Source organism: Rahnella sp. BIGb0236 (genome assembly GCF_004364755.1).
In the GTDB taxonomy this organism is placed as follows: Bacteria; Pseudomonadota; Gammaproteobacteria; order Enterobacterales; family Enterobacteriaceae; genus Rahnella; species Rahnella victoriana.
Genome location: NZ_SOAO01000003.1, coordinates 394,520 through 410,022, shown reverse-complemented (window position 1 = coordinate 410,022; position 15,503 = coordinate 394,520). Strand labels below are relative to the sequence as shown.

General features: G+C 51.8%; 14 protein-coding genes. 4 read left to right on the top strand and 10 right to left on the bottom strand.

Annotated elements, in window-relative coordinates:
- Nucleotides 1-23: 23 nt before the first annotated feature.
- From EDF78_RS08815 to EDF78_RS08800, 4 genes are all read right to left on the bottom strand, one after another.
- Entirely contained in the window at nt 24-698 is a 675-nt protein-coding gene (locus EDF78_RS08815) for an NADH-quinone oxidoreductase subunit B (protein WP_013574590.1), read from the bottom strand.
- 22 nt (nt 699-720) lie between these two features.
- Nucleotides 721-1,164, bottom strand: a complete 444-nt coding sequence (locus tag EDF78_RS08810; protein WP_015696460.1) for an NADH-quinone oxidoreductase subunit A — start codon at nt 1,162-1,164, stop codon at nt 721-723.
- Nucleotides 1,165-1,868: 704 nt separating this feature from the next.
- Entirely contained in the window at nt 1,869-2,813 is a 945-nt protein-coding gene (gene lrhA, locus EDF78_RS08805; RefSeq protein WP_095922839.1) for a transcriptional regulator LrhA, read from the bottom strand.
- 615 nt (nt 2,814-3,428) lie between these two features.
- Nucleotides 3,429-3,650, bottom strand: coding sequence for a hypothetical protein (locus EDF78_RS08800; RefSeq protein WP_133822934.1), 222 nt, complete (start codon nt 3,648-3,650; stop codon nt 3,429-3,431).
- Nucleotides 3,651-3,799: 149 nt separating this feature from the next.
- Between EDF78_RS08800 and EDF78_RS08795 the strand changes: the two genes are divergently transcribed.
- Nucleotides 3,800-5,014, top strand: a complete 1,215-nt coding sequence (locus tag EDF78_RS08795; RefSeq protein ID WP_095922841.1) for a pyridoxal phosphate-dependent aminotransferase — start codon at nt 3,800-3,802, stop codon at nt 5,012-5,014.
- Nucleotides 5,015-5,124: 110 nt separating this feature from the next.
- Nucleotides 5,125-5,724 (top strand): 5'-deoxynucleotidase, encoded by a 600-nt coding sequence (gene yfbR / locus EDF78_RS08790; protein ID WP_095922842.1) that lies wholly within the window; start codon nt 5,125-5,127, stop codon nt 5,722-5,724.
- Between the two features lie 8 nt (nt 5,725-5,732).
- Here the strand turns inward: yfbR and EDF78_RS08785 are convergent, their stop codons facing one another.
- From EDF78_RS08785 to yfbV, 4 genes are all read right to left on the bottom strand, one after another.
- Nucleotides 5,733-7,565, bottom strand: a complete 1,833-nt coding sequence (locus EDF78_RS08785; protein ID WP_095922843.1) for an SLC13 family permease — start codon at nt 7,563-7,565, stop codon at nt 5,733-5,735.
- Between the two features lie 136 nt (nt 7,566-7,701).
- Complete coding sequence (locus EDF78_RS08780) at nt 7,702-8,355, bottom strand: sugar phosphatase (RefSeq protein ID WP_095922844.1); 654 nt, start codon at nt 8,353-8,355, stop codon at nt 7,702-7,704.
- A 24-nt stretch (nt 8,356-8,379) separates the two neighbouring features.
- Nucleotides 8,380-8,874: a YfbU family protein gene (locus EDF78_RS08775; protein WP_133822933.1), complete on the bottom strand. Its 495-nt coding sequence runs from the start codon at nt 8,872-8,874 to the stop codon at nt 8,380-8,382.
- A 195-nt stretch (nt 8,875-9,069) separates the two neighbouring features.
- Entirely contained in the window at nt 9,070-9,525 is a 456-nt protein-coding gene (yfbV, locus tag EDF78_RS08770; RefSeq protein ID WP_133822932.1) for a terminus macrodomain insulation protein YfbV, read from the bottom strand.
- A 519-nt stretch (nt 9,526-10,044) separates the two neighbouring features.
- Between yfbV and ackA the strand changes: the two genes are divergently transcribed.
- Together ackA and pta are read left to right on the top strand one after the other, a co-directional pair.
- A complete protein-coding gene (gene ackA / locus EDF78_RS08760; protein ID WP_112289913.1) occupies nt 10,045-11,247 on the top strand; it encodes an acetate kinase in 1,203 nt (400 codons plus the stop codon).
- A 180-nt stretch (nt 11,248-11,427) separates the two neighbouring features.
- Nucleotides 11,428-13,572 (top strand): phosphate acetyltransferase, encoded by a 2,145-nt coding sequence (gene pta, locus EDF78_RS08755; protein ID WP_195817542.1) that lies wholly within the window; start codon nt 11,428-11,430, stop codon nt 13,570-13,572.
- A gap of 72 nt (nt 13,573-13,644) precedes the next feature.
- On the opposite strand, the gene EDF78_RS08750 is transcribed toward pta, so the two are convergent.
- On the bottom strand, nt 13,645-14,598 hold the full coding sequence (locus tag EDF78_RS08750; protein ID WP_095922849.1) for a transketolase family protein: 954 nt from the start codon (nt 14,596-14,598) through the stop codon (nt 13,645-13,647).
- On the bottom strand, nt 14,591-15,424 hold the full coding sequence (locus EDF78_RS08745; RefSeq protein WP_133822931.1) for a transketolase: 834 nt from the start codon (nt 15,422-15,424) through the stop codon (nt 14,591-14,593). Before EDF78_RS08745 ends, EDF78_RS08750 begins: the two co-directional genes overlap by 8 nt.
- Nucleotides 15,425-15,503: the final 79 nt, after the last annotated feature.

Sequence of the window (15,503 nt, the reverse complement as noted above, 5' to 3'; positions counted from 1 at the left end):
GGGTTGACTCTCAGACCGCAGTGTTAAATCTCGTCCGGCGAACGCAGATTTGTCACGGCAATACGCTCAGCACGTTTACGCTCTTTTTCAGACTGCATATTCGCGCGGTAAACACCCTGATCGCCAACAACCCATGACAATGGGCGACGTTCTTTACCAATGGACTCCTGCAGCAGCAGCAGAGCCTGCATATAGGCTTCCGGACGCGGCGGACATCCCGGGATGTACACATCGACAGGCAGGAATTTATCCACGCCCTGCACCACAGAATAAATATCGTACATGCCGCCGGAATTCGCACAGGCACCCATCGAAATCACCCATTTAGGTTCCAGCATCTGATCGTATAAACGCTGAATAACCGGCGCCATTTTGGTGAAGCAGGTTCCCGCCACCACCATGAAGTCAGCCTGACGTGGGGAAGCACGCAGAACTTCTGCGCCAAAACGCGCAACGTCATGCACCGCAGTGAATGACGTCACCATTTCGACATAACAGCAGGAAAGACCGAAGTTGTACGGCCAAAGGGAGTTTTTACGACCCCAGTTCACCATGCCATGCAGTGACTCCTGGAGATTTCCCATAAAGACGCTGCGCTTAACCTGTTCCTGAAGGGGATCGCCGACGACCTCCTGGGATTGCAGGGGGTAACGGTCGTTCTCACCGTCCGGGTCTATGCGGGTGAGCGTATAGTCCATCTTATTGCCTCGCTATGACTGCTTACTGAGGGTGACTGTTGGTATTAATTGCCGGGCTTGGTTTAACAGGTCCTTTCGAACGTGTTGGTGTCCAGTCGAGCGCGCCAATACGCACCAGATAGAACAAACCAGCCAGCAGTACCAAAATGAAAATGGTGGCTTCTACAAATCCGGTCCAGCCGCTTTCGCGAATAGACGTTGACCATGCATAGAGATACAAGGCTTCAACGTCAAAAATGACGAAGAACATGGCGACCAGATAGAACTTAGCGGAAAGACGCAGCCGGGCGGTGCCGACGGAGGCGATGCCGGATTCAAAAGGCGTGTTTTTGTAGCGCGCTCTGGCTCTCCCGCCGAGGAACGCGGCGCCCAGTAACATCAGGCAGCAAAGGCCCATTGCGACGATAAGAAAAACGGCGAACGCCCAGTGTTGAGCGATGACTTCAGTGGCTGTTGACATACTCATTGCTTACTCATCAAAAGTGGCACTTTGGCATCTGCTCTGTAAGGTCGGCAGCTTGCGCACCACATCGATTCAAGGGAAGGATTAAAAACCACACAGTTCACGGCTCAACAAGGGATTAAGCCAGTGATTTGTTGTGGGCTTTTTACCCTTTTCTATAACCTTTTGTCAACTTTGACAAAAGTATCTCCACATTAGTTTACATGCTTAGCATTTAATTAACATATCATGCGACGGTACTTAAGCTAAATCGTGTCAGTTAAATACTGTGATAAAGCATGAGCCTGTGATGGGAGTTATGGCATCTTTCGAGCTTTCCTATTGTCGCAGGAATAGACAGCGCTTCCACTCTCTTAATGGGGGTATTTTTTTGATCCACGTCAGAGTTCTGTCAATTTTGATAGAAAAAAAGACACACATTTAACAAGTTTTATTGATTTTCAAAAAACGACAAGCGAATTGCGGAAAAAATTGATGGTTTTTTTTAACCTGAAAAAAGGCTGATATTTACGTGATTTAGTGAAGTGATAATTGACGCAGATGACAGTGATGGCGAGGAACGAGAAGCGTTAACATCAGAAAAAAATGGTTTTAGGAAGAATAGTAAACAGAACCTTTAAAAACAGCACTTATTCACCCCTAAAGAGGTAGGAACCTTTACCCCCGCCCCGTGATACGCAGGCGGAAGGTAAAGCCGGGGGATTGCCTTAACTTTGTGTATCCGTCAGGAACTCTTGATCGTCATCCACGGCAGGACGCGGACCGTAAGCACTGAGAGAATACGGATCATTCCCCTGCTCCACAGCATTGAAAATCGCCATGGCCAGTTCGTTTTCGCTACGGGCATTTTTGTACAGCACATATTGTGTATCCGGCAGGCGCGGTAAACCGTCCTGTTCGCCCAGCACACGCAACTCCGGACTCATCATTTCGATAGGCCGCGCAGTCACCCCCAGCCCGGCACGGACTGCCGCACGGATCGCCGATAACGTCGAGGCGACGTAGGCAATACGCCACGGGATCCCCGCCTGATTCAGATGCTCTATCGCCATTAAACGATATGGGCTTGGCTCATCAAGTACGACGAGCGGCACACTGTCGCCGGAGGGATACGCAAAATCAGCCGAGCAATACCACAATGTTGGCGAAGTGCGCAGAACGATGTGCGGATGATCGGTGTTAGTCATCGTGGTGATGGCCAGATCCACTTCCTCACTTTCCAGCATCGACAACATGAAAGGACTGCGTTTTACGCGGACATCGATAGACAACTTGGGATAGACCGAGGTCACACGGCTGAGCAGGAAAGGCAAGATGGTGTCAGCCGTATCGTCTGACGCACCAATCGTGATCCCACCCTGGACATTGCTGTACATCAAAGAGGTGCAGGCTTCATCATTAAAACGAAGGATCTTGCGTGCATACCCCAATAACTGAATACCATGTTCAGTTAATAATTTATTGCGTCCATGTCTGGCAAACAGTTCTTTTCCAACGAGTTGTTCTAGACGTTGCATTTGTTGACTGACCGCCGACTGAGTACGGCACACCGCAGCCGCAGCCGCAGCGAACGTATTTAAATCAGCAACAGCTACAAATGTCCTCAACAGGTCAAGATCGAGATTGAGGATTGGACGATTTGCAATTGTCATAGTTTTTCTTCACTTTATAGAATCTAATAACAAGCTACCCTGATGGTGCGTCAAAGTACCCGCAAAAAGCAGAATACCAGATATGGCGGATACTCACTCATTTGATAACCGAAATTGAGAAATATTTGTGCACAAAAGTTTTCGTCATTGTGAGCGTCCGGGCATTAAAAACGCGCACAATAATTCCACATGAAGACTAAATGATTAGTACACCTTATTTAATATAGTCTCCCTCATCAAACCGTTCCACCCGCGGCCCCTTCCCGCTCAGAGCGCCAGCATGCCCCTGCATTCCCTGACGCACGCCTATAAAAACATAAGCTAAATTAATTAATAATGCGGGCAAGTAAAAATATAATCCAGTAAATTCATTGAGTCACAAGAATAACCAATTCCACGGAGATCTTTTAGTTAAAGGGACATTAAGATTTTTCTCGTTTCTTCAAATTTTGTTTATAACAGTTACGTGAAATATAGGCTGGAAAAGCATTTACTTAATCTTAAACGAATACGTTTCGGATAACGCCTGCTGTATGATCATTTATCCAGCACTCATACTCACTCATTAGATAAATAAAACTAATTCTTGTTACCCATTTTTATCGGAAAAACATCTTAGCCGATTTTTTTTTCAGAATTTGTCGAGCTTTGGTAAGTTTTCATGATGTTCCGGGTAAAAGCGCCTGACAAAGCGTCAGCTGGGGATCCCGGCAGGACAGCAAAAACAGTGAATTTTTTGATTGCAAAGCGCGCAATCACAAAATAAAAAAACACGAAAACGGCATTAACCGGAATTAAACACCACCAGTGAATAACGTGACTGAGGTAAAACCCCACCACATCTTCCTTTACTGCTGTTTTTCACCAAAACGGTGCAAGGCACTTTTCATGCCCTCTGTGGGGGAGTAAATTGAGCCCTTCGCACTGTTCTACGGTCACTCGGCACCAGGGAAGAACAGGCTTTACTGCAAAAGGCTCCCATTTACATGTCCCCGATTGAAAAATCCCACAAACTGGACAACGTCTGTTACGACATTCGCGGCCCGGTGCTCAAAGAAGCAAAACGTCTGGAAGAAGAAGGAAACAAAGTCCTCAAACTGAACATCGGCAACCCCGCCCCGTTCGGTTTTGATGCGCCTGATGAAATTCTGGTCGATGTCATCCGCAACCTTCCTACTGCCCAGGGATACTGTGATTCGAAAGGCCTGTTTTCTGCACGTAAAGCGATCATGCAGCACTATCAGGCGCGCGAGATGCGCGACATCACGGTAGAAGATATTTATATCGGCAACGGTGTCTCCGAACTGATCGTTCAGTCTATGCAGGCGCTGCTCAACACCGGCGACGAAATGTTAGTCCCGGCGCCTGACTATCCGTTGTGGACTGCGGCAGTCTCTCTGTCGGGTGGCAATGCGGTGCATTATCTGTGTGATGAAGGGGCAGACTGGTTCCCGGACATCGCCGATATTCGTGACAAAATCACGCCGCGCACCCGCGGCATTGTGATCATCAACCCGAACAACCCGACCGGCGCGGTCTACAGCAAAGAACTGCTGATGCAGATCGTGGACATCGCCCGCGAACACAATCTGATCATTTTTGCCGACGAAATTTACGACAAAATCCTCTACGACGAAGCCCAGCATATTTCCATCGCCTCGCTGGCACCGGATTTGCTGACCGTGACCTTTAACGGTCTGTCCAAAACCTACCGCGTGGCGGGTTTCCGTCAGGGCTGGATGGTGCTGAACGGGCCGAAGAAACACGCGAAAGGCTATATCGAAGGTCTGGAGATGCTGGCGTCCATGCGCCTGTGCGCCAACGTGCCGATGCAGCACGCGATTCAGACTGCGCTGGGCGGCTATCAGAGCATCAGCGAGTTTATTCAGCCGGGCGGACGTCTGGTGGAACAGCGTGACCGCGCATGGGAACTGATTAACGAGATCCCGGGCGTGTCCTGTGTGAAACCGAAAGGTGCGCTGTATATGTTCCCGCGTATCGACGCGAAACGCTTCAACATCCATGACGATCAGAAAATGGTACTCGACCTGCTGTTACAGCAGAAAGTACTGCTGGTTCAGGGTTCAGCCTTTAACTGGCCGTATCCGGATCATGTGCGTATCGTGACGCTGCCACGCGTTGATGAGCTGGAAATGGCCGTCAACAAACTGGGCCGCTTCCTGGAAACCTACCGCCAGTAATCTTCAGGGCGCAGCATAAACGGCTGCGCCCTTTTCTCTTTCACCTATTTACATCACTGCCCCGCACTGCTCACAATGGACGCTCATTCACCGTTGTTATTGAGAGTGCTATGAATCAGAGTCATTTTTTCGCCCACCTTTCCCGTCTCAAGCTGATCAGCCGCTGGCCGCTGATGCGCAATGTCCGCACCGAGAATGTCTCGGAACACAGCCTGCAGGTCGCTTTTGTCGCGCATGCTTTAGCCGTGATCAAAAACCGCAAATTTAACGGTAACCTGAGTGCTGAACGTGTTGCCCTGCTCGCCATGTATCACGATGCCAGCGAAGTGCTGACCGGCGATATGCCGACGCCGATCAAGTATTACAATCCGCAAATTGCGCATGAATATAAGAAGATCGAAAAAATTGCTCAGCAGAAGCTGATTGAAATGCTGCCGAAAGAATTGCAGGAAGATTTCCGCCCGCTGATCGATGAGCACTATTACAGCGAAGATGAAAAACTGACGGTCAAACAGGCCGATGCGCTCTGCGCTTACCTGAAGTGTCTCGAGGAGTTATCGGCTGGCAACAATGAATTTACGCTGGCAAAAGCCCGTCTTGAGAAAACGCTGGCAGACAGAAAAAGCCCGGAAATGGATTATTTTATGGAAGTGTTCATTCCCAGCTTCAGCCTGTCTCTGGATGAAATCAGTCTTGATTCCCCGCTCTGATTTGCCAATCAGAACGGGAACAGGACCGGCACCAGAAATACGCTGACCACCATCACCAGCAGCGTAAATGGGACACCGATGCGCAGAAAGTCGCCAAATTTGTAATTGCCCGGCACCATGACCAGCGTGTTGACCGGTGAAGACACCGGCGTCATAAATGCAGCAGACGCAGCAATCGCGATAATCATGGTGAACGGGTAAGGTGAAACGCCCATCTGGTGTGCTGCCGCGATGGCGATCGGTGCCATCAGCACGGCGGTGGCGGTATTGGAAATAAACAGCCCGATGCCTGCGCAGAGAATAAATAAACTCAGCAGCATCATGTACGGACCATAACCGCCACTGACCTCCATTAATCCCTTCACAATCAGCGCCACACCGCCGGTTTTTTGCAACGCCAGCGCAAAAGGCATCATGCCGACAATCAGCAATAAACTCGGCCAGTGAATGGCTTTGTAAGCGCCTTCCATCGTGATACAGCGGAATTTGCCCATCAGCATACAAGCGATAATGGCGGCAATGGCATTGGGCACGTCATCGGTGAGCATCAGCGCAACCATCAGCGCCAGACAAAACAGCGCATGGGGCGCCTGACTTAATGCCGGTGCCACTTCGTCTACTTCGGCAGGAAGGTTAAGCACGATGAAATCATGCATTTGTTGCTGAAGCTGGCGGATCAGTTTCCAGTCGCCGATCACCAGCAGCATGTCGCCAAGCTGCAACTCTTCGTCCACCAGTTTGCCGTCCAGCGCTTCCCCCTGACGGCGGATCCCCACCACATTCAGGCCGTAGGTCGAACGGAAAGCAACATCACGCAGCGTTTTGCCCAGTAATTCGGAATCGGGAATTAACGATACTTCGGCCATGCCGACATCCCGCGACTGTTCGGAGAAATACTCGCCGCGCAGCACCATAGGTTCAAGCATTTCATCGGTACAAAACTGTCTGATGGAGACCTCAGGGTCAGACATATCGAGCAGCAGCACATCGCGGGCAAACAGTTCGGTATTCCCGGTGGCGCTGACCATTACACGACGAAATTTACGCCAGCGCTCAATGCCGACGACATTCGCGCCATAACGGGAACGCAGATGTACATCATCCAGTGTGCGACCGACCAGCGGCGAGCCAGGACGGATAGTGACGCGACGCGCCCTGCCGGTCAGGTGATAATCGCGGATCAGATCCCGGAAAGTCCGGCGCTTCCAGCGTTGCTGACCCGTTGACGTATCCTCGGAAGAGAGCCAGCGGCGGGCAAGTAACATGTAGCCGATGCCCATGATCAGCACCACCAGCCCCACCGGCGTCACGCCGAAGAAGCCAAAACCGTCGAACCCTTCACGCAACAGTTCGCTGTTCACCACCATATTGGGCGGCGTCGCGACCAGTGTCATCATGCCGCTGATAAGCCCGGCGAAACTCAGTGGCATCATCAGACGTGCGGGAGACGTTTTCATCCGTGCAGAAACGCTGATCACCACCGGAATAAAGATCGCGACCACGCCGGTGGAACTCATAAAAGCACCGAGACCGGCAACCGTCAGCATCAGTAAAACCAGCATTCGCGTTTCGCTGTTGCCCGCCACTTTCATCAGCCAGTCGCCTACCTGATACGCCACGCCGGTTCTCACCAGACCATGGCCGACGACAAACAATGCCGCGATCAGAATGACGTTAGGATCGCTGAATCCGGCCAGCGCTTCATTGATGGTCAGCGTGCCACTGAGCACGAAAGCAATGATCACCAGCAATGCGACAATATCCATCCGCAGCGTATTACGTGCGAACAACACCATTGCCACCACCAGCAGCATCACCACCCAAAGTAATTCACCGGTCAAAACACACTCCGTTTGCGTTGAGAAGGGACGTTAACTCACCGGATACCCTAAATAATTCAATCAGAATGGCATAAAAAAACCCCGCATAAGCGAGGTTTATATCAATTAATACAAGGAAACTGTATTTTTTCTGTACTTAGCGCAGGCTGACTTTCACACCTTCATCGGTATGACTGATCAACAGAACTTCCAGCGTCGTCAGGTCAAAATCAACGTTTTCAATGCCGGGTGTATCGTCCGGTGCGTTAACCGCGATGACTTTACAGCCTGCGGCCAGTCCGGCCATTACGCCGGCAGCGGCATCTTCAACCACCACGCACTCTTCCGGTGCCAGACCTAAACGTTCGGCACCCAGCAAATAAGCATCAGGTTGCGGTTTGCCGTGTTTAACCTGTTCTGCGGTGATAAACACTTCAGGCTCCGGCAACAGTGCAGCTTTGTGCCGGGCGCTGGCCACCGGCATCGAACCGGAGGTCACAATCGCCCAGGGAATGTTCTGCCGGTTGAGTTCACTGAGCAGCAGATGGGCACCGGGTAGCGCGGTCACGCCTTCGGTATCAGTGGCTTCAATTTGCTCCAGCTTGAGAAACTCCTGTTGGATCGTTTCTTCGCTTTCGCCCGCCATAAAATGGCGTAAAGAGGTGATCGCCTGCTTGCCGTGAATAAACGCCAGCACTTCCTGCGGGCTGACACCCCGGCTTAGCGCCCAGTTAATCCATGCGCGCTCAACTGCGGGTAATGAATCCACTAACGTTCCATCAAGGTCGAACAAAAAACCCTTACAAAGCACAGGCGACTCCTTTAAGTGTTTACATCAGGCATTGATAATTTGCGCGATCTCTACCGCGCTCAGATGGTACTGACGCGGGCACGATTGCCACACCGCCAGCATCCGCTGGTATTTATCCCACATTTTGGTCTGTGAGTTAAAGCCATGCGTTCCCGCATCAAAGTCAGTGTAACGTCCTTCGGTGTTCACCATAAAGCGGACATAGCTTAAATAACGGGATTCCGTGGCGGCATCAAAGCCAAGGAAATCAATACGGCGGCGATCGAGATCCTGGGTGTCTTTCAGGTTGGTCCATGACACCTGCATGGCATGGTGCATTTCCATAATGTTAATGACGGTGCGACAGGTTTCTTCCGGCAGCTCGCCGAAATCCCGGTCCAGCTCGCGCATTTGCAAACCAAAACCTCGTTCGATCACGGTTTGTAACCGGCGATAACGTTCCGCGTTTTCAGGATCGAGCATGGTCATCATTTTGTATTGATTGGACAAAATCAGGCGTTGAGCGTTAGTCATTTCCATCGTGAAAATCCTCATGTCTGCATAATGAGCAAAGCATGGCATAGCGCAAAGTTCCGCGAAATCGCAAGCACACCATTCTTTGATTTGGGTCGGGATCTCATCTGAAATAATCACCGGAGGAGACTTTCCTCCGGCGAAATGCGACTTATGAAAGACTATAGATGATGAAGGACGCGGCAAGCGGGGAAATCAGGCTTACAGATCGTCTAAAAAGGTTTTATCCAGTTGTTTGAACGCACGCCTGAGGACATCGGCTAATGACTGATAGGTCGGCGTGCCGTCAATCGGTGCCAACGCCTGACCTGCCTCGGCCAGTTTATTGCGCACATCGTGGAACCAGCCGAGTAATCCCGGCGGCAGCGGCGTCAGGGAACGGCGGCCCAGCCACCATAAACCCTGCATCGGCAGGCTGCAGGCAAAGATCGCGGTCGCGACCGCCAGCCCGAGCTGGCCACCCAGCGCGATTTGCCAGGTCAGCGTAAAGACGGCAACCGGGGGCATGATGCGCACGGCAAAGCGTGTCGCGGTGGAAATCCGGTTCTCCGGGAACATCGGAGCCAGGCGCTTATCTGACGGCCATGTCTTCATGTAATGCTGTCCGCGCTGGAATATCTGGAACCAGCCTACGGAGCCTGTTGGCTTACTCGTCATCTTTGCACCTCAACTTCGCGTATAAAATTTAAAAAATAGTTGTAAAACACAAACTGGAGTTTACCACGATAAAATATATTTTGTTTTTGCTGGCACCTGTCGGTATTCTATCGCAGCCTCGCAACCCTCTCAGGCAACGATATCAATATAAAGTTGGGGTAAATGCGGTGAATTGCAATGTTTCACCCGTACATTAAGCATAGTGCCTCGGTCTGAGTGGATTTGTAATTAGTTATTGTATTTTTTGTTAGTGTTTTTACTGATTAGTAACATTCTGAAGGCGCGTGACCGTCAGGGTTTGTGCACGACACAGACTTTTTTGCGGTATCCGTGGGCTTATAAAAACCAGAGCCCGGCGATTCTTCAGCTTTTTCATCGTCATGCCTTTTTTGGCTCTCTGGCATGATGTTAATCATAATTGTCACCGCCATTATGCGCTACGCTTGATGTCAGACTGACGGTTTATTAACCACGTGTATTGTTTTTTTTAAACAGCACCAACAATAAATAGGTACTTCCATGTCGAGTAAGCTTGTACTGGTTCTTAACTGTGGTAGTTCTTCCCTTAAATTTGCCATCATTGATGCTGCAAATGGTGAAGAGCACATTTCAGGTTTAGCCGAATGTTTCCATCTGCCAGAAGCACGCATTAAATGGAAAATGGACGGTGGCAAAGAAGAAGCCGCTTTAGGTGCGGGCGCCGCACACAGTGAAGCGTTGAAATTCATCGTTAATAACATTCTGAGCAAAAAACCTGAGCTGTCCGCAGAGCTGGTGGCGATCGGCCACCGTATCGTTCATGGCGGCGAAAAGCTGACCAAATCCATGCTGATTAACGATGCGGTTATCGAAGGTATCAAAGAATCTATCCCGTTTGCACCGCTGCATAACCCGGCTCACCTGATCGGTATTGATGAAGCGCTGAAATCTTTCCCTAAACTGGCTGATAAAAACGTTGCCGTTTTCGACACCGCTTTCCATCAGACAATGCCAGAAGAATCTTATCTCTACGCCCTGCCGTACAGCCTGTACAAAGATCACCATGTCCGTCGCTATGGCGCGCACGGCACCAGTCACTTCTATGTGACGCAGGAAGCGGCAAAAATGCTGAACAAACCTGTGGAAGAAGTGAATCTGATCACTTGCCACCTGGGCAACGGCGGTTCTGTCAGCGCCATCCGTAACGGCAAATGTGTTGACACCTCTATGGGTCTGACCCCGCTGGAAGGTCTGGTCATGGGCACCCGCAGCGGTGACATCGACCCGGCAATCATCTTCCACCTGCACGATTCTCTGGGCATGAGCGTTGATCAAATCAACAAAATGCTGACCAAAGAATCCGGCCTGCTGGGTCTGACTGAAGTTACCAGCGACTGCCGTTATGTTGAAGATAACTACACCACCAAAGCCGATGCGAAACGTGCCATGGACGTCTTCTGCCACCGTCTGGCGAAATACATCGGTGCGTATACTTCACTGATGGAAGGCCGTCTGGACGCCGTCGTATTCACCGGCGGTATTGGTGAAAACGCCGCAATGGTTCGCGAACTGTCTCTGGCTAAACTGGGCCTGCTGGGCTTTGAAGTTGACCACGAACGCAACCTGGCTGCCCGTTTCGGCAAATCTGGTGCCATCAACAAAGAAGGCACCCGCACCGCTCTGGTCATTCCGACCAACGAAGAGCTGGTGATTGCACAAGACGCCGCGCGTCTGACCGCATAATACGATTCAAGACTGCCCGCTTCATGCGGGCAATTTTTCACTTATAGGCAAACATCGCCCGTTTGGACGCACCGCGCAGGTAATCATCGCGCTTATGCCGATCGTTATCTCCTCTGCACAAACCTGTGACCGTCCCTGCCTGGCAACCGTTAAAGAGGTTTAGCCGTGTCCCGTACAATTATGTTGATCCCAACAGGCACCAGCGTCGGTCTGACCAGCGTCAGCCTGGGTGTGATCCGTGCCATGGAACAAAAAGGCGTCAGCCTGAGCATCTTCAAGCCTATCGCCCAGCCGCGTACTGGCGGAGATGCACCTGATCAAACCACCACGATTATCCGTGCTAATTCCAGCGTGACCGCAGCCGAACCGCTGAAAATGAGCCACGTGGAAACGTTGCTGAGTTCTAACCAGCAAGACGTGCTGATGGAAGAAATCATCGCGCGTTATCACGAAAACACCAAAGACGCCGAAGTGGTTCTGGTTGAAGGTTTAGTGCCAACCCGCAAGCATCAGTTTGCTAATGCCCTGAACTACGAAATTGCCAAAACCCTGAACGCGGAAATCGTCTTCGTGCTGGCACTGGGCAATGATTCTCCGGCACAGCTGAAAGAACGTATCGAACTGGCCCGTTCCAGCTTCGGTGGCAGCAAAAACAAAAACATCACCGGCGTAATCATCAACAAACTGAACGCACCGGTTGACGATCAGGGGCGTACCCGTCCTGACCTGTCTGAAATCTTTGATGATTCCACCAAAGCCAGCGTCGCGAATATCGACCCGACCACCTTGTTCGCCAACAGCCCGTTGCCGGTTCTGGGTTGCATTCCATGGAGCTTCGAGCTGATTGCCACCCGTGCAATCGACATGGCCAAGCACCTGAACGCCCGTATTATCAACGAAGGCGATGTCAAAACCCGCCGCGTGAAATCCGTGACTTTCTGTGCACGCAGCATTCCCCATATGCTGGAACACTTCCGTCCGGGTTCCCTGCTGGTCACTTCTGCAGACCGTCCTGACGTGCTGGTGTCAGCATGCCTTGCAGCGATGAACGGCGTGGAAATCGGTGCTATCCTGCTGACCGGTGGCTACGAAATTGACGAGCGCATCAACAGCCTGTGCGAACGTGCATTCCAGACTGGCCTGCCTGTCTTCATGGTTGACACCAACACCTGGCAGACTTCCCTGAGCCTGCAAAGCTTCAACCTGGAAGTCCCGGCAGACGACCATCAGCGCGTAGAGAAACTGCAGCAATATGTCGCTTCTCACATCAACGCCGACTGGATCAACTCCCTGAGCGCCCATTCAGAGCGTTCACGCCGCCTGTCTCCACCGGCATTCCGCTATCAGCTGACTGAACTGGCCCGTAAAGCCGGTAAGCGTATCGTTCTGCCGGAAGGCGACGAGCCACGTACCGTGAAAGCGGCAGCCCTCTGTGCTGAACGTGGTATCGCGGAATGCGTGCTGTTGGGTAATCCTGACGAGATCAAACGTGTTGCTGCGGCACAGGGCGTGATACTGGGTAAAGGCATCGAAATCGTTGATCCGGTGGCTGTACGCGAAGAATACGTGGCACGTCTGGTTGAATTGCGTAAAAGCAAAGGCATGACCGAAGTGGTTGCGCGCGAACAGCTGGAAGACAACGTGGTGCTGGGCACCCTGATGCTGGAACAAGGCAACGTTGACGGTCTGGTTTCCGGTGCTGTTCACACCACCGCCAACACCATCCGTCCACCGTTGCAGTTGATCAAAACCGCGCCGGGCAGCTCACTGGTTTCTTCGGTGTTCTTCATGCTGTTGCCTGACCAGGTTCTGGTTTACGGCGACTGCGCGATCAACCCGGATCCAACCGCTGAACAGCTGTCTGAAATCGCCATCCAGTCTGCGGATTCCGCCGCGGCATTCGGTATCGAACCTCGCGTTGCGATGATCTCCTACTCCACCGGTAACTCCGGCGCAGGCAGCGACGTTGAGAAAGTGCGTGAAGCGACCCGTCTGGCCCAGGAAAAACGTCCTGACCTGATCATCGATGGTCCGCTGCAATATGACGCCGCGATTATGGCTGACGTTGCACAATCCAAAGCGCCAAACTCGCCAGTGGCGGGTAAAGCGACCGTGTTCATCTTCCCAGACCTGAACACCGGTAACACCACCTACAAAGCGGTACAACGTTCTGCGGATCTGGTCTCTATCGGGCCGATGCTGCAAGGTATGCGTAAACCGGTTAACGACCTGTCACGTGGCGCGCTGGTAGACGATATCGTCTATACCGTGGCACTGACTGCGATTCAGTCTGCTCAGGCAGAAGCGGCGGTTCCGGCTAAATAAGCCAACCCCCCTGAACGCAAAACGCCGGGCTTTATGTCCGGCGTTTTTTTTGGTCTTTTGTTCTTCAGGATCTCAGAGCAAGGTTTTCGCCGCTTCCAGAATATGCTCCGCGGTCAGGCCATATTCCTGCTGTAAAAACTCCTGCGTCCCCACCTGTCCGTAACGTTCTTTCACGCCGACACGGCGCATCGGCACCGGCTCGTTTTCCACCAGGACTTCAGCGACCGCCGATCCCAGGCCGTTGTGAATACTGTGATTTTCACAGGTGACAATTTTGCCCGTTTTCGCGGCGTAGTGAATGATGATGTCTTTATCAATCGGCTTGAGGGTGAACATGTCGATGACCGCCGCACTGACCCCTTCGCGTTCCAGCATTTCCGCTGCTTTCAGCGCTTCAGCGACCATAATCCCGTTAGCAATCAGCGTGACATCAGTGCCGTCACGCAGCACATTGGCCTTGCCGATGGTAAACGTCGAACCTTCTTTGTAAACCTGTGTGGCCTGTTTACGGATGGTACGCACCCAGTAGAAGCCTTTTAAATCCATCAGTTGCAGCAGGATATTGCGGAACATCACCGCGTCAGTCACTTCCATCACCACTGAACTCGCCAGCCCGCGCACAATGCCCATATCTTCGAACGACATGTGCGTGCCGCCGTTATGACAGGCGCTGACACCGGCATCAGAGGCGATAATCTTGACGTTATTCTTCTGATAATCCAGCGACATAAACAACTGATCGAAACAACGGCGGCTGGCAAAGGCAGTGAAGGTATGCACAAACGGCACGCGGCCGGTCAGCGAAAGCCCGGCGGCCACACCGATAACATTAGCTTCCATAATGCCGCAGTTAATCACGTGATCAGGATGATCTTTATGCACGCCGTCCATTGCCATCGAACTCATCAGGTCGGCTTCCAGCGCGATAATTGGCGTATTCTCAACAATCTTTTCACGCACGGTATTGGCGTACACTTTACGCATTTCTACCGCGTCTTTTTGCAACTCCAGAGTGACTTCAAACATGGGTGGCCTCCAGCTCAGCGATAGCATTTTCGATTTCCAGTTTCACATCCGGCGTTAACCGCAGGTGATGTGAGTTCGCCAGTTGTTCGAGATACTTCACGCCCTGCCCTTTAATACTGTCTAGGATCACCACCAGCGGACGTTGTTCGCCGTAGCGTACCGGCGTCACCGCCTCGCTGATTGCCACGATGTCATCGCCTTTGATCGTCTGCACATCAAACCCGAACGCACTGAATTTTCCGGCCAGATCGAAAGGTTTAATCACTTCATCCAGCGTGCCGTCGAGTTGCTGTTTGTTGTAATCAATAAACAGCGTCAGATTATGCAGATTGTGGTGGGCAATAAACTGGAAGGCTTCCCAGCACTGGCCTTCATTCAGCTCACCGTCTCCCAGAATGCAGAAGACGCGGTTGCTGCGACCGGCCAGTTTATGCGAAAGCGCCATACCCGCAGCGATGGAAACGCCTTGTCCGAGCGAACCGGTGGTGGCATCCACGCCGGTGGTTCTCAGCCTGTCAGGATGGCTCGGCAGACGGGTGCCGTTCTGGTTGAGGGTGTGCAATTCGCTGACCGGGAAATAACCTTTCAGCGCCAGCGTGGCATACAAAGCCGGTCCGGCATGGCCTTTGGATAGCACGAAATAATCGCGATCCTGCCAGTCCGGTTTTTTCGGGTCGATGCGCATCACATCGCCATACAATACTGCCAGCGTTTCCACCACTGACATGCTGCCGCCATAGTGGCCGAATCCCAGACCGGTCAGCATTTTCAGCGTCTCGATGCGGATATGGCGGGCCAGATCACGAACCTCCTGGACATCTTTCATCTTGATGGGTCCTTATTTTAGTGAGCACTTATCCTGGCCTGTTATTGCTAACAGGCAGGACAGTGTTTCCCGGATGGAG

Bases quoted from the DNA above. Each gene is read 5' to 3' on its own strand.
- EDF78_RS08815 (WP_013574590.1), bottom strand. From the start codon at position 698: ATGGACTATACGCTCACCCGCATAGACCCGGACGGTGAGAACGACCGT.
- EDF78_RS08810 (WP_015696460.1), bottom strand. From the start codon at position 1,164: ATGAGTATGTCAACAGCCACTGAAGTCATCGCTCAACACTGGGCGTTC.
- lrhA (WP_095922839.1), bottom strand. From the start codon at position 2,813: ATGACAATTGCAAATCGTCCAATCCTCAATCTCGATCTTGACCTGTTG.
- EDF78_RS08795 (WP_095922841.1), top strand. From the start codon at position 3,800: ATGTCCCCGATTGAAAAATCCCACAAACTGGACAACGTCTGTTACGAC.
- yfbR (WP_095922842.1), top strand. From the start codon at position 5,125: ATGAATCAGAGTCATTTTTTCGCCCACCTTTCCCGTCTCAAGCTGATC.
- EDF78_RS08775 (WP_133822933.1), bottom strand. From the start codon at position 8,874: ATGGAAATGACTAACGCTCAACGCCTGATTTTGTCCAATCAATACAAA.
- yfbV (WP_133822932.1), bottom strand. From the start codon at position 9,525: ATGACGAGTAAGCCAACAGGCTCCGTAGGCTGGTTCCAGATATTCCAG.
- ackA (WP_112289913.1), top strand. From the start codon at position 10,045: ATGTCGAGTAAGCTTGTACTGGTTCTTAACTGTGGTAGTTCTTCCCTT.
- pta (WP_195817542.1), top strand. From the start codon at position 11,428: ATGTTGATCCCAACAGGCACCAGCGTCGGTCTGACCAGCGTCAGCCTG.
- EDF78_RS08750 (WP_095922849.1), bottom strand. From the start codon at position 14,598: ATGTTTGAAGTCACTCTGGAGTTGCAAAAAGACGCGGTAGAAATGCGT.
- EDF78_RS08745 (WP_133822931.1), bottom strand. From the start codon at position 15,424: ATGAAAGATGTCCAGGAGGTTCGTGATCTGGCCCGCCATATCCGCATC.